The following is a 17977-nucleotide window of genomic DNA, read 5'->3' as shown; positions in this document are numbered from 1 at the left end:
GCCGCGCCGCGCTCACAGCCGCTCCACCGCGCGGAACCCGGCGAGCCGTGACACCAACGACCGCGCGCGCGGGGCGAGTTCGCTCACCAGGACCGTCTCTCCCGCGTTGAGCAGGCCGAGGACGGCGGAGAGCTCGGGTGCGGTCAGGTCCGTCTCCAGGACGTGCCCGCACGCCGCGACGAGCTGCCGCCCGCAGGCCGGGGACCACAGCACGCGTTCGGTCGCCCGCACCGCGTCGTCGTCGGTGAAGTGGCCGGGGCGCGCGGGCGGCGGCACGGGCCCGAGGCCCCCGTTCGTGGCCTGGCGCAGCGTCTCGCGCACCACCCGGCGCTGCAGTGCCGCGGGCCGGGCGGCCTGCCGGAAGTGGTCGAGCGCCGCCGCGAACACCGGCGGCAGTCCGGCGGGCAGGTCGTCGGGCGGGTCGCCGTCCGGTACGTGGATGCCGTCGCCGCCCCAACCACCCTGCGGGGAGAGGGGGTTGGGGCCCGGCGCGAGCAGCGAGTGCAGGCCGGTGCCGGGGCGGGGCGACTCCCGGGGAATGCCGATGTGCACGCCGGCCGTGGCGGAGGGCGGTGACGCGGCGGCCGGGGTGGGCGCCGTGTGGCGATAGCCCGCCGGCCAGTACAGCAGATCGCCGGGGGCCGATTCCGCCGCCACCCGGTGCCCGGCGCGGTCGAGCTCCAGGCGCCGGGAGCCGAGGACCACGTACAGGAACGTCGCACCCCGGTGGGTGCGGGACTCGGAGGGGGAGCGGGTTCCGTGGAAGAGCGTCGTGGTCGCGCCCGCGCCGGGCTGCCCGACCCGGCTCCACAGGCCCGCGAGGAAGTCGCGTTCCCGTGCCCAGAGGGGGTGGTGGCGTGAGTGCAGCCCCCGAATCACGAGGGAGAACGATTCGCCCGCCAACTGCCCCGCAAGGCGCCGGTCGTAGGCGTCGAACGATCCGTCCTCGGGCCCGGGCAGCAGATCCCCGGGGTCGCTGAGACGGCGCTGTCCGACGGTGAAGCCGACCCGGTCGTGGCCGGCGGGCCGTTGCGCGGCGACGACGGCGCTCTCGAAGACCTCGTTCCGGTCGAACGGCGCGTGCGGGAGTGCGGATCCGCGGAACAGGACGGGGCGCCGGTCCCAGTACTCGGCGGCGAAGTGCTCCCAGTCGAGCCGGTCGAGCCGGTCGATGGGCGCTGTGCCGACGGTGCTCATCGGCGGCGCTCCGGCCCTGTCGCCTCCACGGCACGCGAGCGGTACAACTCGCTCAGCAGGGGGAGCAGTTCGGGGTCGTCGGCCGATGTGTCGGCCGACTGCGCGAGCTCTGCCACGGAGCGGGCGTCGTGCGTCGTGCGCAGTCGGGCGAGGAGGCGGTCCGCTGCGGCTCCCGGGGCCGTCCAGGCGTGTCCGTTCGCCGCCCAGACCGCGGGGCCGTGGCTGTCGGGGTCCCCGGGAGCGCGGACGATCTCGGCGACTCGTCGTAATCGGTGCTCGGGGGTGAGGCGGATGCCCGGTCGGCGCGGCGGCGCCGGGTCGAGACCGGCCGCCGAGCGCAGTGCGGCCCAGCGCAGAAGCAGCTCCCGCTCGGGCTCGGGTCCGGCCAGGGTGTCCGTGAACAGGTCGGCGGAAGCGGTGAGTCGGGGCGGCGCGGTCAGACGGCCGTCAGGGTCGGCGGGCATCGGGTGAGGGTACGTGATCGGCCCCTCGACGTAGGCGGGGTGCCGGCGCATCAGGTCCGCGAGGACGTCCGCCACCAGCGGCAGGGCCGATGTCGTCCGCGCGGGCACGGTCAGGCGCAGCGTGGTGCACCGGCCGGGCCGGTGGTCGAGGTGGGTGCTGCCGGCGGGCCAGTGGACCACGTCGCCGGCCCGGGCCCGCAGCTCGTACTCGGTGCCCGTGTGCTCGGGCCGCACCCGTACCGTCAGCTCCCCGTCGAGCACCCAGGTCAGGGCGGCCGCGTCCGGGCGGACAGCCTCGTCCTCCACGGTGTGGTGCCGGTCGCCGACGGCCAGGTCCGCGGTGACGGGCAGCGGGGCGCGGCCGATGTGCCGCCAGAGGTCCGCGAGCACGTCCCGCACCCGCGACCACAGCGCGAAGTCATGGCTGAGCGGGTCCGTGACCGTGAGCAGCCACCCGTCTCCGGCGAGCCGCGGATGCCCGGCGAGGCGGTCGGCGTACCCGGCGAGGTCCGGGTCCGCTGGCCCCGGCAGGAGCGGCCCCGGGTCCTTCAGCCGGCCGTCCGTCGTGGCGAGCCGTACCCGCTCGGGCGGTGCGGCGGCGGTGGCGGCCCGCAGCAGGGCGTGGGTCTCGGCGGGGCCGAGGCCGAGCGCGCCGGCCCCCGGAACCACCACCGGTTCCCTGGCCCAGTACGTATGGGCGAAATGCCGCCAGTCCGGGCCGGGTGCGAGTCCGGTCGGATCGAGGCCGGGGATGGGTGCGGCGCTGTCGTTCATCGGGACAAGGGGCTCCTCGGTCCCTCACCGGGGATGGTCGGTCGGGCCCCGTGACCCTGCCACTGCGTTTCGCGCGCCGTCAACGTCTTCCGGAGAAGCTGTGAACATCTGGCGCAGAACATGCGCCTCGATCCATGCCGTCACTTCAGCCCCGGGCGCCTCAGACCGCGCTGCCCGCCTTCCAGTCCGCCCACGACACATTCCAGCCATTGAGGCCGTTCGACGGATCGACCGTCTCCTCGCCGGAGCGGCGCACCTCCACCACGTCGCCGACGATCGAGCTCTTGTAGAACTCGGCCCCCGGCGTCGACGCGTCGTCCGCGCCCTGCGCGTCGCGCAGGCCTATGCAGCCGTGACTGGTGTTGCTGGTGCCGAAGACCGACGGGGACGCCCAGTAGTTGCCGTGGATGAACGTGCCGGAGGTGGTGAGCCGCTGTGCGTGCGGCACGTCGTCGATGTCGTACTCGTCGCCGAGGCCCACGGTCGTCGAGTCCATCCGGGTCTCCTCGAACCGCTCGGAGATCACCATCTTCCCGGCCCACGTCTCGTACCCGGAGCCGCCGCCCGAGACGTCGTAGGTGGCGATCTCCTCGCCGTCCCGTGACACCGTCATCGACTTCTTGCTCAGATCGACGACGCTGATCTGCTCGCGCCCGATGTGGAAGGTGACGTCCTTGTCCTGGGTGCCGTACACCCCGTCCGCGCCCTCCACGTCCTTGAGACGCAGCTTCAGCGTGATCTTCGTGCCCGCGGCCCAGTACGTCTCGGGCCGGAAGTCGAGCCGGGTGTCGCTGAACCAGTGTCCGACGATCTCGACGCCCGGATCGGCCGTCACCGTGATCGCCCTCTGGACGGCGGCCCGGTCCGTGACGGCCCGCGTGAAGTCGAGCGAGACCGGCATGCCGACGCCCGACGTGGAGCCGTCCTCCGGGGTGAAGTACCCGACGAAGGTCGCGCCCGGCTTCTTGGTGGTGAAGGTGGAGGTGTGCGTGGAGCCGCCGCCCTTGACCTTCGCGGTGACGGTGTAGTCCGTGTCCGACAAGGGGTTTGCGGCGGACGTCCACGTCGTACGGGCGTCGTTGAACGTGCCCTTGAGGGCGGCCCCGCCGTCGGCGGTGACCCGGACGTCCGAGAGCGTCCCGCCGGACACCGACACGGTGACCGGGCTCGTGAAGTCGGCCGATGTCGAGCCGCTCGCCGGGGTCACGCTCACCGTGGCGCTGTCGGCCGTGCCGGAGCCGGCCGACGCGGTCTTCGCCCCGGCCGCGCCGGCCGCCCCGGCGCAGCCCGCGACGGTCACCAGGGAGGCCGCGCCGAAGGCGGTGAGCAGCCCTCTGCGTGACCAGTGGTCCGCCCGCGCCTGCCGCGCCCGCGCTGCCTCGTGCGCTGTTCGATCCCGAGAGTCGCCCACATCCGAGCCTTCCTGATCCATGGCTGCTGCGGTCAGGAATGCTGCCTCCGCGATCTGGGCGGACTCTTGGAAAATGGGCCTCTTGTCTTAATTTTCCCTTGGAGAGCGGCACGGGGTGCCGCGCGGGCCGGATCGCGGGACCGCGGGCCCTGTGGAATGGTGAGTGGGCGAAATGCGCTCAATGCCCGCTATCTCCGTAGGAGGCGTCATGTCCTCGAAGCGTCGCCGCAAGAAGAAGGCCCGCCGCAAGCACGCGGCGAACCACGGCAGCCGTCCCCAGTCCTGAGTCCTGAACCCCGGGGCCCGGGCTCTTGAGGAGCCTCCGGTTCCGGTGGCCTCAGGCCTTCTGTACGACTCCTTCACCGGTCGCGGCCGCCCACTCCGTCACCAGTGCCTCGTACTCCGCGCGGTCCTCGGCGGTCAACTGCCCACCGGTGCGCGACCAAAGGTCACGGATCCGCTCGTTGAGCACGTCGGCTGTGCGTGCGGAGCGCGGGGCAGGGGTGGAGGACATGTGAACGAGGGTAGGGGATCGGTACGACTTTCCGCTTCGGTCGGTGACGTGGGTATCGCCATGTGTGATGTTCGCCATGGTCGTTCGCACGAGTAAGTCCTGTCAGGGCTTGCGCGCCACTCCCGCGTACAGCGGAACCGGGCTCCCGTTCCGCTCTTCGTCGACGGCGAGCTCCGGGTGCCAGTCCGGCAGCCACACGATGCCCGGATCGAGCAGATCGAGACCGGTGAAGAACGTGGCCGTCTCCTCGCGGGAGCGCGGTACGAGCGTGACCCCGCCGGCCGCGTACATGTCGACGGCCTGCCGGGTGCGCTCCGGGTCGTGGTCGGACGCGAGGTGGGACAGGACGAGATGGCTGCCGGAGGGCAGCGCGTCCACCAGGGTGCGCACGAGGTCGTACGCGCCCGCCTCGTCGGGGACGAAATGCAGCAGCGCGATCAGTTACACCGCCACGGGCCGGTCGAAGTCCAGGACGGAACCGGCCAGATCGAGGATCTTCCGCGGCTCGCGGACGTCCGCCTGGAGATAGCGGGTGACGCCTTCCGGCGTGCCGTTCAGGAGTGCCTGGGCGTGGGTGAGGACGAGCGGATCGTTGTCCACGTACACGACGCTCGCCTCGGGCGCCGCGGTCTGCGCCACGCGGTGCAGGTTCGGCTCGGTGGGGATGCCGGTGCCGATGTCGAGGAACTGGCGCACCCCGAGCCGTGCCGCGAGCATCCTCGTCGCCCGCTGCATGAACCAACGGTTGTGCCGCGCGCCGTACTTGGCCGTCGGCTCCATCGCCACGATCTGCCGGCCGAGCGCCTCGTCCGCGGGGCCGTGGTCGCTGCCGCCGAGGAACCAGTCGTAGACCCGGGCCGGGTGCGGTGTGTCGGTGTCGCTGCGCGATGTACCGGAGGACGTGTCCGTCATGGGGCAACTCCCTTTTCGGTGCGGCCTGTTCGGGATGCGTACGTACGCTCCGTGTCATCCTGCCGTACCGGCGTGACGCGGGGGGAGGGGCGTCACGCCTGATACGAGAAGGGCGGGACGGACCATGCGGAGGCGCGCCGCGGGCCGGGATCTCGGGGCGCCCCCGTCGGGACCCGGCCGACCCAACCACCCCGGGATGCGGTGGAGTTGGTGTCCTTGACGGCGGTCGTCCGGGTGGCGCAGGCTGACCGGCGGAGATCACGGACCGGGGGATGGGGTGACGGCGCCATGGTGAGCGGACCCGTGCTCGCCGTCGACCAGGGCGCCTTCGGCACCGAAGCGCGCGCCGTCCGCCCGGCGTCCGGCGACCTCGGCGCGAAGGGCGCGGTCGCGGGGGGACGCCTCGCAGTCTTCCGGGCCGCCGTGGGCCGCGCGTCGTGACGGTCACCCGTGTCGGGCCGCTGCCCGCCGCCACGTACGACATCACGGTCGTCGGCGCCGGAGTCGTCGGCTGCGCGCTCGCCCGGGAGCTGGTGCGGAGGGCGCCCGGAGCGCGGATCGCGCTCCTCGACGCGGCGGACGACATCGGCGAGGGCACCTCCAAGGCCAACACGGCGATCCTGCACACCGGCTTCGACGCCGCGCCGGGCTCGCTGGAGGCGCGGCTCGTCCGCGACGGCAGCCGCCGCCTCGCCTCCTACGCGGCCGAGTCCGGCATCCCCGTCGAACCGGTCGGCGCCCTGCTCATCGCCTGGGACCCCGACCAGCTCGCCGCCCTGCCGGGGCTCGCCGCCCAGGCCGAACGGAACGGCCACCACGCCGTCCGCCCCATTCCGGTGGAGGAACTCCGGTCCCGTGAGCCCCACTTGGGACCGGGGGCGCTCGGCGCACTCGACGTACCCGGCGAGAGCGTCATCTGCCCCTGGACGACCACGCTCGCGTACGCCACCCAGGCGGTCCGCGCGGGGGTCGACCTGCACCTCAACTCCCGTGTGGAGAACGTCAGATCAGGTACGGGGACGCATCGGCTCATCGTCGCGGGGCGCGGCTCGCTCACCACTCGATGGCTGGTCAACGCCGCGGGCCTGCACGCCGACACCGTCGACCGGATGCTCGGCCACGAGACGTTCACCGTCACCCCGCGCCGGGGCCAGCTCATCGTCTACGACACGTTCGCCCGCGACCTCGTGCGGCACATCCTGCTGCCCGTGCCCACCGTGCGCGGCAAAGGCGTCCTGGTCACCCCGACCGTCCACGGCCACGTCCTGCTCGGCCCGACGGCCGAGGACCTGTCGGGGGACGACGCCAAACGGGCCACGCACAGCACGGCCGACGCCATCGACCTGCTGCGCGCCCGGAGCCGGCGCATCCTGCCGCGGCTCGTCGACGAGGAGATCGTCGCCGTCCACGCCGGACTGCGCGCCGCCACCGGCCACGACGACTACCGCATCGACGCCCGGCCGGGACGGCACTACGTCACCGTCGGCGGCATCCGCTCCACAGGGCTCACGGCGTCGATGGGCATCGCCGCGTACGTCGCCGACCTACTCGCCGACAGCGGATGCGCCGCGCTCGGCACGCCGCGCGAACTGCCGCCCGTGACCGTGCCCAACCTCGGCGAGGCGTTCCCGCGCCCCTACCAGCGGCCCGAACTCATCGCCAGGGATCCGGAGTTCGGTGTCCTCGTCTGTCACTGCGAGCGCGTCACCCGCGGCGAGATCCGCGCCGCGCTCACCACCACGATCCCGCCCGCGTCCCTCGCCGGACTGCGCCGCAGAACCCGCGCGGGCGCGGGCCGCTGCCAGGGCGCGGCGTGCGGGGCCGCGGTGCGGGAGCTGTTCGGGCGGGGGAACGGGGCGCGGGGGTGACAGGCGCGGGGAGCGGTGCGGCGCGGGCGGTCGACGTGCTGATCGTCGGGGGCGGGCCCGCCGGGCTGGAGGCCGCGAAACGGCTGGCCGCGGCGGGCGTCGGAGCCGTCGAGGTGCTGGAGCGTGAGCAGGCGGCCGGCGGGACGCCCCGGTACTGCCTGCACGGCGGCTTCGGGCCGCGCCGGCGGCCGCTGAACGGGCCCGCGTACGCGAGCCGCGCCGTGTGGGACGCCGAGGCCGCGGGCGCCACCGTCCGTACCGGTGTCACCGCCCTAGGCTGGGCGGACTCCACGACGCCCGCCCTCGACACCGTCGGCGCCCACGGGCACGAGCGGATCACCGCCCGCGCTGTTTTGCTCGCCACCGGCGCCCGCGAACGCCCCCGCGCCGCCCGGCTGATCCCCGGCACCCGCCCCGACGGCATCCTCACCACCGGCGAACTCCAGCAGTCCGTCCACCTCTTCGGGCAGCACGTGGGGACGCGGGCCGTCGTGGTCGGCGGTGCACCCGTCGGCCACGCGGCGCTCGCCACGCTGCGCAGCGCGGGCGTCGCCGTCACCGCCCTGATCACCCGGAGCCCCGCGAGTGCCCGCGAGGCCGACGCCCGGCTCCGCCACGGCGTCCCGGTCCTCACCCGGACCGCGGTCACCGAGATCCTCGGCCACTCGCGCGTGGCCGGTGTCCGCGTGCGGCACGCCGACGGCCGCTCGGCGGTGCTGCCCTGCGACACACTGGTCCTCACCGGCGACTTCGTCCCGGAGGACGAACTGGCCCGCAGAGGAGGGCTGTCGATGGATCCGTCCACCCGGGGCCCTCGGGTGGACGGCGGCTGGCACAGCACCCGGAGCGGTGTGTACGCGCTCGGCAACCTCGTGCACGTCACCTGGTCGGCACGGGCGGCAGCGGCGGAGGGGCGCCGGGCGGCCGCGGCCGTGCTGCGTGACATCCGGGCCGGGTGAGACGGGACGCGGCCGCCTCAGCCGGCCCGGAGTTTCGCCGCCCGCTCGCGCGGGTCGTAGTCCGCGCCGACGCCCTCGATCAGCAGCACGTCCCCGTCGATGTGGTCGGTCCGCAGCCGCAGGATCTCCTGGTACGCGGGCGAGGCGTACCAGGCGCGGGCCGTGGCCAGATCGGGGAACTCGATGAGCACCATGCTGCCGGGCCAGGTTCCCTCCACCACCTCGGCCGGCGGCCCGTGGACCACGAACCGGCCGTCGAACGGATCGAGGGTGGCCTGGATGCGCTCCAAGTACTCCAGGATGTCGGGGTGCGGGCGACGGCTGCGCAGATGCGCGAACCCGAAGGCGGACATGGTCGGCTCCTCGTCGTCGGACTCGGGGTGTCCAGAGGGCCCGAACGTAGCCGCGGCCGCCGGTGCGCGGCGATTACCCGCCGGGTAAGGGCGGACCGACGCTCGCTCTAGGAGGGCTCGCCGAACGACCCGTGCCGGCCCGCCCCGGACGCGAACCGGCCCGCCCCTTCGAGGCCCTCCTGCAACACGCCGACACCGTGCCGGAGTTCGGCGCGCATCGCCTCCTCCTCGGTCAGGCCGTGCTGCTCCCGCGCCGACGCCCGGTCGCTGCGCAGGCACGCCTGCGGGAACTCCGCGAGCCGCGCGGCGAGCGCCTCCGCCTCGGCGCGGGCCCGGCCCGGCGGTACGAGGCGGTTGGCGAGCCCCATCGCGTGGGCCTCGGGCGCCGGGACCGGGCGGCCGGTCAGGATCAGGTCCATGGCCCGGCTCTCGCCGATCAGGCGGGGCAGCCGGACCGTGCCGCCGTCGATCAGCGGGACGCCCCAGCGGCGGCAGAACACCCCGAACACGGCGTCCTCCTCGGCGACCCGCAGATCGCACCAGAGCGCCAGTTCCAGACCGCCCGCCACCGCGTGCCCGCTCACCGCCGCGATCACCGGCTTGGACAGGCGAAGCCGGGTCGGGCCCATCGGCCCGTCCCCGTCGGGCGCCACCCGGTTGCCGCGCTCCGTGCCGACGGCTTTGAGGTCCGCGCCCGCGCAGAACGTTCCGCCCTCGCCCCACAGCACCGCCACCCGCGCCGCCTCGTCCGCCTCGAACGCCCTGAAGGCATCGGCCAGTTGGATCGCTGTCGCGCCGTCGACCGCGTTGCGGGCCTCCGGGCGGGACAGGATCACCGTGGTGACGTGCGCGGTGCGCTCGACGCGGACGGGCGAAGGTGACATCTCGGTGCTCCCGGGTGAACTAGCCGACTTTCAGGGTGAGTTCGGCGTCGGCCGTCGAACTCGTACCGACATACAGCTTGAACGTCCCCTCCTCCACAAGGAACTCACCGCCCGGATCGTTCGTCCAGAACCCCAGGTCCTCCGCGGACAGCCGGAACCGGACCGTCGTGGAGGCGCCCGCGTCGAGCGTGACCCGCTTGAACCCCCGCAGCCTGCGCACCGGTTGGGTGATGCTGGCCGCGACGTCCTGGACGTACAGCTGGGCCACCTCGTCGCCGGAGCGCTTGCCGGTGTTGCGCACCGACACCGACACCTCGACCGTGTCGCCCTTGCGCAGCGCCCCCGCGGAGACGCTCCCGCGGCTGAGCTTCGGCGTGCCGAGGGCGAACGTCGTGTAGCTGAGACCGTGACCGAACGGGAACTGCGGCGTCGGCGGCAGGTCCAGGTACTTCGACGTGTACTTGTTGTCCGCGTCGTACGGGCGGCCCGTCGACTCGTGGTTGTAGTGGATCGGGATCTGCCCGACCGTGCGCGGGAACGACACCGGCAGCTTCCCGCCCGGGTTCACCGCGCCGAACAGGACGTCGGCCACGGCGTGGCCCGCCTCGGTGCCCGGATGCCAGGCCTCCAGGACGGCGGGCGCCTTGTCCAGCCAGTCGCCGACCGTCAGCGGGCGGCCGTTGACGAGGACCACCACGAACGGCCGGCCGGTCTCCGCGATCGCGGCGATCAGTTTCTCCTGCGCGCCCGGCAGTGAGATGCCGCTGCGCGCCGACGCCTCGCCGCTCATCGACGCGGGCTCGCCCACGACCACGACCGTCACGTCCGCGGCCTTGGCCGCCGCCACCGCCGCGTCGATCCCCGCGGTGTCCTCGCCCTCCGGGTCGACACCCCGCGCGTACGTCACCTTCGCGTCCGGCGCGGCCTTCTTGACGGCGTCCAGGATCTTCACCGCGGGGAACTTCTCCGCCGACGCGGGCACCACCCACGTACCGAGAAGGTCGGTGGAGTCCGCGAACGGGCCCACCACCGCGAGGGAGCCGACCGACTTCTTCAGCGGCAGGGCGCCGTCCTCGTTCTTGAGCAGCACCATCGAGCGGGCCGCCGCCGCGCGCGCCGCCTTCCGGGCGCCTCCCGACGGCTCCGTGATCGCCGCGTCCTCGTCCACGTACGGATCGTCGAAGAGCCCGAGCGCGTACTTCAGCCGCAGCACACGCGCCACCGCGTCGTCGATCCGCTGCTGCTTGATCCTCCCCGCGCGCAGCAGCTTCTTGCCGTTGGTGAGGAGGTTCGTGCTCGACATCTCCATGTCGACGCCCGCGTTCAGCGCGAGCCGCGCCGCGTCCGCCCCGTCCTCGGCGAAGCCGTGCGCGATCAGCTCCTGGACGCCCGTCCAGTCGCTGACCACCATCCCGTCGAAGTCCCACTCCCGCTTGAGGATGTCGGTCAGGGTGTGCGCGTTGCCGTGGGCGGGGACGCCGCTGATGGTGTTGAACGAGGCCATGACCGTCGCCACGCCGGCGTCCAGCGCCGCCTTGAACGGCGGGAGATAGAGATTGCGCAGCCGGGACTCCGACACGTCCACCGTGTTGTAGTCGCGGCCGCCCTCGGCGCCTCCGTACGCGACGAAGTGCTTGGCGCAGGCGGCGAGGGTCTCCTTGGCGCCGTAGCCCGAACCCTGATAGCCGCGCACCTTCGCCGCCGCGAACCGGGCCGTCAGGTACGGGTCCTCGCCGTTCCCCTCCGCGATCCGGCCCCAGCGCGGCTCGTGCGTGACGTCCATCATCGGCGAGAAGGTCCAGTGCACGCCGTTGGAGCGGGCCTCCTTCGCGGACACCTCGGCGTCCGTGCGCGTCACCTCGGGGTCGAAGCTCGCGGCCTGCGCGAGCGGGATCGGGAAGTTCGTCCAGAAGCCGTGGATCACGTCCAGGCCGAAGAGCAGCGGGATGCCGAGGCGGGACTCCTCGACCGCCAGACGCTGCAGCGTGTTCGTCGTTTTCGCGCCGAAGATGCTGAGCACCGAGCCGAGCCGGCCCGAGCGTGCCGCGTCCTCGACCTCCTTCGTCGAGCCCGAGCCCGGATTCAGGTCGTACGCCCACGGAAGCTGCTGCAGCTGGCCCAGCTTCTCTTCGAGAGTCATACGGGAGAGGAGGGCCTGGATCTTGTCCTCGTACGCTGCCCCACGCTGCTCCCCGGCCCCGTACGCGACCGGGGTCTGACTGGTCGCGACGGCCCCCGCGGCGGCGGTGACGCCGATCGCGGACAGCAGAGTACGCCTTCGTAGCTCCGGCATGTCTTCGCTTCCCGATAGTCCGAGACCCACAACTTGTGTGGTGGGCACAAGAATTGAAGTGAAGTTACGTTCCTGTGACCAGCGGGTCAAGAGATGCGACAGGGGTGTCGGGGGCGTCCGCGCGATCTTCCCTCATCCTGTCCCCGCGAACTCCGCGGGCGGGATGTTGACCTCAAGTTAGCTTGAGGTCATACCGTCATCGGTATGAGCATGGAGACCACAGCCTGGACGCAGCTGCACAGCGTCATGAACGCCCAGAGCGGCGGACCGAAGAACCGCCCCTTCGCCCGCGCGACCCTGCGCCGCATCGCCGCCTTCGCACGACCGCACCGGCGGCGCATCGCCCAGTTCGTGTTCCTGAGCATCCTGACCGCGCTGCTGGCCGTCGCGACCCCGCTCCTCGCGGGCGACGTCGTCAACGTCATCGTCGGCGGCCACGACCAGGGCCGCGTCGTCCGGCTCGCCGTCCTCATCGCGGTGATCGCGCTCGCCGAGGCCGGCATCGGACTCCTGGCCCGCTGGCTCTCCGCGAACCTCGGCGAAGGACTGATCCTGGACCTGCGTACCGCCGTCTTCGACCACGTGCAGAAGATGCCCGTCGCCTTCTTCACCCGCACCCGTACCGGCGCGCTCGTCAGCCGCCTCAACAACGACGTCATCGGCGCGCAGCGCGCCTTCAGCAACACGCTGTCCGGCGTCGTGGGCAACGTGGTGACGCTGATCCTGACGCTGGCCGTCATGCTCACCCTGTCCTGGCAGATCACCCTCCTCGCGCTGCTCCTGCTCCCGGTCTTCGTGCTCCCGGCCCGCCGGACGGGCGCCCGGATGGCGCGCCTCCAGCGGGAGGCCGCCGCGCACAACGCCGCCATGGGCACGCGCATGACCGAACGCTTCTCGGCGCCCGGCGCCACCCTGGTCAAGCTCTTCGGGCGCCCCGAGGACGAGTCGCAGGAGTTCGCGGCGCGGGCCCGGCGGGTGCGTGACATCGGGGTACGGACGGCGATGGCGCAGTCGGCGTTCATCACCGCGCTCACGCTCGTCTCCGCCCTCGCGCTGGCCCTCGTCTACGGCCTCGGCGGCTACTTCGCCCTCGACGGCAGCCTGAAGGCCGGCACCGTGGTGACGCTGGCACTGCTCCTCACCCGCCTGTACGCGCCGCTGACCTCGCTGGCCGGGGCCCGGGTCGAGGTCATGAGCGCGCTCGTCAGCTTCGAGCGGGTCTTCGAGGTCCTCGACCTGAAGCCGCTCATCGAGGACAAGCCGGACGCGAAGCCGATGCCGCAGGGGCCGGTCGCCGTGGAGTTCGACGACGTGCGCTTCGGCTACCCGTCCGCCGACAAGGTCTCCCTGGCATCGCTGGAGGAGGTCGCCTCGCTCGACACCCGGGGCGGCGCCGAAGTGCTGCACGGCGTCTCGTTCCGCGCCGAACCCGGCCAGACCGTCGCCCTCGTCGGATCCTCCGGCGCCGGGAAGTCGACCATCGCGCAACTCCTGCCCCGCCTCTACGACACCGACGCGGGCGCCGTCCGCATCGGCGGCGTCGACGTACGCGACCTGACGGCCACCTCGATGCGCGCCACGCTCGGCATGGTCACCCAGGACGGACACCTCTTCCACGACTCCGTCCGCGCCAACCTGCTGCTCGCCCGGCCCGGAGCGAGCGAGGACGACCTGTGGGACGTGCTGCGCAGGGCCCGCCTCGAAACCCTGGTGCGCGAACTGCCCGACGGGCTCGACACCGTCGTCGGCGAGCGCGGCTACCGCCTCTCCGGCGGCGAACGCCAGCGGATGACCATCGCCCGCCTGCTCCTCGCCCAGCAGCGCGTCGTCATCCTCGACGAGGCCACCGCGCACCTCGACAACACGTCCGAGGCCGCCGTGCAGGAAGCCCTGGCGGAAGCGCTGGAGGGGCGCACCGCCGTGGTCATCGCGCACCGGCTGTCGACGGTGCGCTCGGCCGACCAGATCCTGGTCGTGGAGGACGGACGGATCGTCGAGCGGGGGACCCACGACGAACTCGTCGGCGCCGGCGGACGGTACGCCGAGCTGTACCGGACCCAGTTCGCGGCGGGGGAGCGGGAGACTGCGGTCGAAGCCGCGTGAGCGCGCCGCCGCGGGTGCCGGGCGCCCGGCCACGGATTCGTCGTGGCCGGGCACCCGGCTCGCCCACTCCTTCGCAACGCGCGCCGGAACTCCCCCACCAGATCCGACAAAACGCAGGTTGACAGGATGCCGCCGACATGAGCGACGGCGGTTACCCTGGCCGCATGCTGCTGGGTCGTACAGCGGAGTGCGCGCGGCTCGAGGACCTCGTCGACGGTGCGCGCGGCGGGCGCAGCGGGGCCCTGGTGGTCCGCGGCGAGGCAGGGATCGGCAAGTCCAGCCTGCTCGCCTACGCCGAGTCGGTCGCCGGGGACCTGACCCAGCTGCGCACCCACGGCATCGAGTCCGAGACCGGGCTGCCGTACGTGGGCCTCGCGGACCTCTTCCGGCCGGTCACCCACCAGCTGGAGCGGATACCGGACCGTCAGGCCGCCGCTCTCACCAGCGCGCTCGCGCTCGGGCCCGCCGTCGCGCAGGACCGGTTCGCCGTCGCCGCCGGAACGCTCAGCCTGCTCGGCGCGGTCAGCGAGTCGGGGCCCGTGCTGATGGTCGTCGACGACGCGCAGTGGCTCGACCCCTACTCCCTGGACGCCCTCGCCTTCGCCACCCGCAGGCTCGGCCGCGAAGGTGTCGTCGCCCTCTTCGCCACCCGGGACAGCGGGGAGGCCGCCTCCCGGCTGGCCCCCGTCGAGACCCTCACCCTGCACGGCCTGGACGCCGACGCCGCGCGCAGACTCGTCGCCGACGAACCGCTCTCGCCGCACGACGTCAGCTGGCTGCTGGCCGAGGCCCGCGGCAACCCGCTCGCCCTCGTCGAACTGCCCGCCCTCCTCGCCCGCGGCGGCCACCGGCCCGACACCGGCGCCCCGCTGCCCATCGGCGAGATGCTCGCCCGCACCTTCCGCAGTGCCATCGACCGCCTCCCGGAACGGACCCGGGATGCCATGCTGCTCCTCGCCGTCCTCGGCCCGCGCCCCCTCGCCGGCACCGAACGCGTCCTGCGCGCACACGAGTTGACCTACGAAGCGCTCGAACCCGCCGAGCAGGCCGGCCTGATGACCGTCGAGGAGGGGGCGTACATCTTCCGGCATCCGCTGATCCGCTCCGGCGTCTACCACGGAGCGAGCGCCGTGCACCGCTGGCGGGCCCACCGGACGGTCGCCCACGCCCTGCGGGACGCCAAGGCGCCCATCGCCCTGGAGCGTTACGCCTGGCACCTCGCGGAGTCCGGCGCCGACCCCGACGAACAGGTGGCCGCCGCCCTGGAGCGCGCCGCGTCCGGCGGCCCCGCCGGCCTGGCCTTCCCGCTCGCGGCCCGCCTGTACGCGCACGCGGCCCGCTTCACCCCCGGCGACGAGCACAAGGCGCGCAGGCTGCTCGCCGCCGCCCGCGCCGCCCAGGCCGCGGGCTCGCTCGACGAGGCGGCGGAACTCCTCGACCGCGCCCTCGGCCACGCCGCCGGTGAGCGCACCGTGCTCGACCTGCGCCAACTCCGTTGCTACGTCGACATTCAGCGCGGCCGCCCGGCGCACGCCCGCGAGCAGCTCCGGGCCGCCGTCGACGAGGCACGGCGGGTCGATCCCGCCCTGGCCGCCGTCATGCTCGGCGGCATCACCCTCACCGAACTCGCCATCGGCGACCTCACCGCGGCGCGCGCCACCTCCGCCGAGTCGATGCAGATCGCCGAGGCGTTCGGCGACCCGGCCGCGGCCCTGCCCGTACGCCTCCTGCACGCGCTCGTCGAACTCCTCGGCGGTGACGCGCGGGACGGCCGCGCCCTGCTCCACGACCTCGAGAAGCCGCTCTCCGCACCGGACCTGGCGTTCCCCTATCCGGTGTCCGGCGTGGGCGGCCTGTGCTACCTCGCGGCCGAGGAACTCGACGCGGGACACGCCCTGCTCGACCGCGCCGTGCACGCGGCACGCGCCTCCAGCACCGTGGGACTCCTCGCCCACCTTCTCGGCACGTACTCCGTCGTCGAGTTCTGGAGCGGCCGGTGGAACGCGTCGCTCGCCCACGCCGACGAGGCCGCCCGGCTCGGCGAGGACACCGGACGCGTCATCGAGGTGTGCCGGGCGCTCGCCGCCCAGGCCAGGACCGAGGCCGCCCGCGGCAAAGAGGCCGACTGCCGGCGCCACGCGGCACAGGCCTGGTCCCTCGCGGAGACCGCCGAACTCCCCATGGACGCGGCCCGTGCCCACAGCGCGCTCGGGCTGCTCGAACTCGGCCTCGGCCGCTTCGAGGAATCCGTCCGGCACCTGGCGAACGTACGGGAGTTCTCGCTCGCCAACGGCCGCGGCGACGGCCTCTATCTCTCCTGGGCCACCGACCTCGCCGACGCCTACGTCCACCTCCACCGCACCGACGAGGCGTACGACGTGCTGCGCGTCCTCGATCACGAGGCGGGCCGCGGCCACCGCCCCGTCACCGCGGCGGCGGCCGCCCGGGTGCGCGGCATGCTCCAACCGGCCGAGGCCGACGTCCACATGGGCCGCTCGTTGGACCGACTCGCCGAGGTGAACGCTCCGTTCGAGCGGGGCCGCACCGAGTTCGCGCGCGGTGAACTGCTGCGCAGGCAGGGGCGGCGCGGCGAGGCGCGGCGGTGGCTGCAGCGCGGACTCGCCACCTTCGAACGGCTCGGCGCGAGCGGCTGGGCGGCCCGCGCCGCCGCCGAACTGCACGCCGCGGGCGGCGACGGCTCCCGCACCGGCGACGCGGGCCGCACCCCGCTCGACGGCCTCACCCCGCAGGAACTGCGCGTCGCCCTCGCCGTAGGACGCGGAGTCACCAACCACGAGGCCGCCGAGCAGCTCTTCCTGAGTGTCAAGACGGTCGAGTTCCACCTCGGCAACATCTACCGCAAGCTCGACGGAGTGCACCGCAGGGCCCAACTCGTGCGCCTCATCAGCCAATCCGCCGATGCCTGACACACGCCCCGACGCACGACAGCGGGGGTGCCCGTGGTGGGCACCCCCGTCCCCCGTTCGTTCCCCCGTGATTCCCCCGTTCTTCCCCCATGTACGAAAGCCCCGTGAACTTTCGTGTTCTCCACGATGGACCCGCGGCGCCGCCGTGGCCACGGTGAAAACCCTGGGATCGCGGACCAGGGGAGTACGGCCGTTGATGTAGTCGCAGGGAGCCGCGATGCGGGGCCGTCCGGCCCTGCGGGTGAGGGCCGGATGGCCCCTCCCACGCCGCTCCGGGCGGCGCGACGGTGTGCGTCCGTCGAGGTCGGGGGGCGACCATGGCCTGGGATCCCGTACGCAGGCTCCGCCGCCGGACACCGCGCGCACCGCGCACGAAGAGCCGGACGCCGCCGGTGGTGGTGCGGTGCGTCGCCGGATGTCTGGTCATCGAGGTGCGCGCGGAACTCGGGCCGGCCGCCGAAGCCTCGGTCGGGAGGTTGCTGCACGGTGCGATCCGCCCCGGCGCCGCGGGCGTCCTCGTCGACCTGCGCCACACCGAGCGGCTCGGTGCCGGGGGCGTCAGTGTGCTGTGGCTCGCCCGCATCCTGGCCGACCGCAACGGCCTGCCGTTCGGCCTCATCGGGGAACGCGCCGAACTCCCCTCTCCGACAGGGGGATCGATCCCCGTGAACGGGTCACCCGGCAGCCTCCTGGGCGCCCCGGGCCAAGGCCTCCTGCACCGTCGGCAGCGGAGCGAACCGGTCCAGCAGGCCGCCCGCCCGCAGGAGCTTCAGGATGGGCGGTTGCGCGCAGACCACCAGGAGCAGGCCGCCGCGCGCGACGACCCGGTCCTGGGCCCGGCACAGCAGGCGCAGGGCGTAGATGTCGAAGAACTCCACCGGCTCGAGGTCGAGCACCACGGTGTGCCCGACGGCGCTGGTGGCGGTGTCGAGTGTCGGCAGGATGTGCAGCGCCGCGGCGATGTCGATCTCGCCGTGGAACTCGATCACGGTCAGTCCGTGGGCCTCGTGGACCAGGACGTGCCCGACGGGCCATGCGCTTCTTTCCAGCATGGCGACTTCCCCTAGGCGGATCGGACTTCCGGAGGTGGTCCGGGAGGCAGGACGACGGGGATCGGCCACCGGGGTCACGGACGGCCTGAAATCATCAGAATACGGCCTGACGTGGCGTCCTGGGCAGGAGAACGACATGCTCGGTCGATGATTCCCGTACGGCGGTCCTGCGCACCCTGCGCGCGGGCCCAACCGGCCCCAGATGTCGCCCCGTTCGGGCCCGCCGGGCGGCGACTCACCCGCGGTGGATGATGCCCGGCCGCGCG

General features: G+C 73.3%; 13 protein-coding genes and 1 pseudogene. 5 read left to right on the top strand and 9 right to left on the bottom strand.

The features are described from left to right. Positions 1-12: 12 nt before the first annotated feature. The 5 genes and pseudogenes from B072_RS45795 to B072_RS44550 form a co-directional block, all read right to left on the bottom strand. Positions 13-1197: a hypothetical protein gene (locus B072_RS45795; RefSeq protein WP_018533993.1), complete on the bottom strand. Its 1185-nt coding sequence runs from the start codon at positions 1195-1197 to the stop codon at positions 13-15. Next, positions 1194-2435: a hypothetical protein gene (locus tag B072_RS44555; RefSeq protein WP_018533992.1), complete on the bottom strand. Its 1242-nt coding sequence runs from the start codon at positions 2433-2435 to the stop codon at positions 1194-1196. Before B072_RS44555 ends, B072_RS45795 begins: the two co-directional genes overlap by 4 nt. A 160-nt stretch (positions 2436-2595) precedes the next feature. Beyond that, the gene (locus tag B072_RS0131685) at positions 2596-3846 is read right to left on the bottom strand and encodes a L,D-transpeptidase (RefSeq protein WP_018533991.1); all 1251 of its coding nucleotides are present in this window, start codon (positions 3844-3846) and stop codon (positions 2596-2598) included. 337 nt (positions 3847-4183) lie between these two features. Then, positions 4184-4360, bottom strand: a complete 177-nt coding sequence (locus B072_RS48830) for a hypothetical protein (protein WP_018533990.1) — start codon at positions 4358-4360, stop codon at positions 4184-4186. A 102-nt stretch (positions 4361-4462) separates the two neighbouring features. Beyond that, positions 4463-5272: pseudogene (locus tag B072_RS44550) on the bottom strand (SAM-dependent methyltransferase). Between the two features lie 288 nt (positions 5273-5560). On the opposite strand from B072_RS44550, the gene B072_RS48400 reads away from it, so the two are divergent. From B072_RS48400 to B072_RS44545, 3 genes are read left to right on the top strand one after another with little or no spacing between them, the layout of a single operon-like run. Continuing rightward, positions 5561-5713, top strand: a complete 153-nt coding sequence (locus B072_RS48400) for a hypothetical protein (protein ID WP_018533987.1) — start codon at positions 5561-5563, stop codon at positions 5711-5713. Further along, complete coding sequence (locus B072_RS0131665) at positions 5710-7140, top strand: FAD-dependent oxidoreductase (protein ID WP_018533986.1); 1431 nt, start codon at positions 5710-5712, stop codon at positions 7138-7140. The genes B072_RS48400 and B072_RS0131665 overlap by 4 nt, the downstream gene beginning before the upstream one ends. Beyond that, entirely contained in the window at positions 7137-8099 is a 963-nt protein-coding gene (locus B072_RS44545; protein ID WP_018533985.1) for an NAD(P)/FAD-dependent oxidoreductase, read from the top strand. Before B072_RS0131665 ends, B072_RS44545 begins: the two co-directional genes overlap by 4 nt. Before the next feature lie 17 nt (positions 8100-8116). Here the strand turns inward: B072_RS44545 and B072_RS0131655 are convergent, their stop codons facing one another. The 3 genes from B072_RS0131655 to B072_RS0131645 all read right to left on the bottom strand — a co-directional run bounded on the left by B072_RS0131655 (position 8117) and on the right by B072_RS0131645 (position 11629). Further along, a complete protein-coding gene (locus tag B072_RS0131655) occupies positions 8117-8452 on the bottom strand; it encodes a DUF1330 domain-containing protein (RefSeq protein WP_018533984.1) in 336 nt (111 codons plus the stop codon). Positions 8453-8559: 107 nt separating this feature from the next. Beyond that, complete coding sequence (locus tag B072_RS0131650; protein WP_018533983.1) at positions 8560-9336, bottom strand: crotonase/enoyl-CoA hydratase family protein; 777 nt, start codon at positions 9334-9336, stop codon at positions 8560-8562. 19 nt (positions 9337-9355) lie between these two features. Further along, positions 9356-11629: a glycoside hydrolase family 3 N-terminal domain-containing protein gene (locus B072_RS0131645; protein ID WP_018533982.1), complete on the bottom strand. Its 2274-nt coding sequence runs from the start codon at positions 11627-11629 to the stop codon at positions 9356-9358. A 204-nt stretch (positions 11630-11833) separates the two neighbouring features. On the opposite strand from B072_RS0131645, the gene B072_RS0131640 reads away from it, so the two are divergent. Together B072_RS0131640 and B072_RS0131635 are read left to right on the top strand one after the other, a co-directional pair. Next, on the top strand, positions 11834-13732 hold the full coding sequence (locus B072_RS0131640; protein ID WP_018533981.1) for an ABC transporter ATP-binding protein: 1899 nt from the start codon (positions 11834-11836) through the stop codon (positions 13730-13732). A 164-nt stretch (positions 13733-13896) separates the two neighbouring features. Beyond that, positions 13897-16659 (top strand): helix-turn-helix transcriptional regulator, encoded by a 2763-nt coding sequence (locus B072_RS0131635; RefSeq protein ID WP_018533980.1) that lies wholly within the window; start codon positions 13897-13899, stop codon positions 16657-16659. 674 nt (positions 16660-17333) lie between these two features. On the opposite strand, the gene B072_RS0131630 is transcribed toward B072_RS0131635, so the two are convergent. Then, positions 17334-17711 carry an STAS domain-containing protein gene (locus B072_RS0131630; RefSeq protein WP_018533979.1) on the bottom strand — a complete coding sequence of 126 codons (378 nt, stop codon included), beginning with the start codon at positions 17709-17711 and terminating at the stop codon, positions 17334-17336. Between the last annotated feature and the right edge of the window lie 266 nt (positions 17712-17977).

The organism is Streptomyces sp. HmicA12 (genome assembly GCF_000373565.1).
In the GTDB taxonomy this organism is placed as follows: Bacteria; Actinomycetota; Actinomycetes; order Streptomycetales; family Streptomycetaceae; genus Streptomyces.
The sequence above is the reverse complement of the archived record's forward strand: the minus strand, read 5'-3'. Positions and strand labels throughout refer to the sequence as shown.

Bases quoted from the DNA above. Each gene is read 5' to 3' on its own strand.
- B072_RS48400 (WP_018533987.1), top strand. From the start codon at position 5,561: ATGGTGAGCGGACCCGTGCTCGCCGTCGACCAGGGCGCCTTCGGCACC.
- B072_RS0131655 (WP_018533984.1), bottom strand. From the start codon at position 8,452: ATGTCCGCCTTCGGGTTCGCGCATCTGCGCAGCCGTCGCCCGCACCCC.
- B072_RS0131640 (WP_018533981.1), top strand. From the start codon at position 11,834: ATGAGCATGGAGACCACAGCCTGGACGCAGCTGCACAGCGTCATGAAC.
- B072_RS0131650 (WP_018533983.1), bottom strand. From the start codon at position 9,336: ATGTCACCTTCGCCCGTCCGCGTCGAGCGCACCGCGCACGTCACCACG.
- B072_RS0131635 (WP_018533980.1), top strand. From the start codon at position 13,897: ATGCTGCTGGGTCGTACAGCGGAGTGCGCGCGGCTCGAGGACCTCGTC.
- B072_RS0131630 (WP_018533979.1), bottom strand. From the start codon at position 17,711: ATGCTGGAAAGAAGCGCATGGCCCGTCGGGCACGTCCTGGTCCACGAG.
- B072_RS0131645 (WP_018533982.1), bottom strand. From the start codon at position 11,629: ATGCCGGAGCTACGAAGGCGTACTCTGCTGTCCGCGATCGGCGTCACC.
- B072_RS48830 (WP_018533990.1), bottom strand. From the start codon at position 4,360: ATGTCCTCCACCCCTGCCCCGCGCTCCGCACGCACAGCCGACGTGCTC.
- B072_RS45795 (WP_018533993.1), bottom strand. From the start codon at position 1,197: ATGAGCACCGTCGGCACAGCGCCCATCGACCGGCTCGACCGGCTCGAC.
- B072_RS44555 (WP_018533992.1), bottom strand. From the start codon at position 2,435: ATGAACGACAGCGCCGCACCCATCCCCGGCCTCGATCCGACCGGACTC.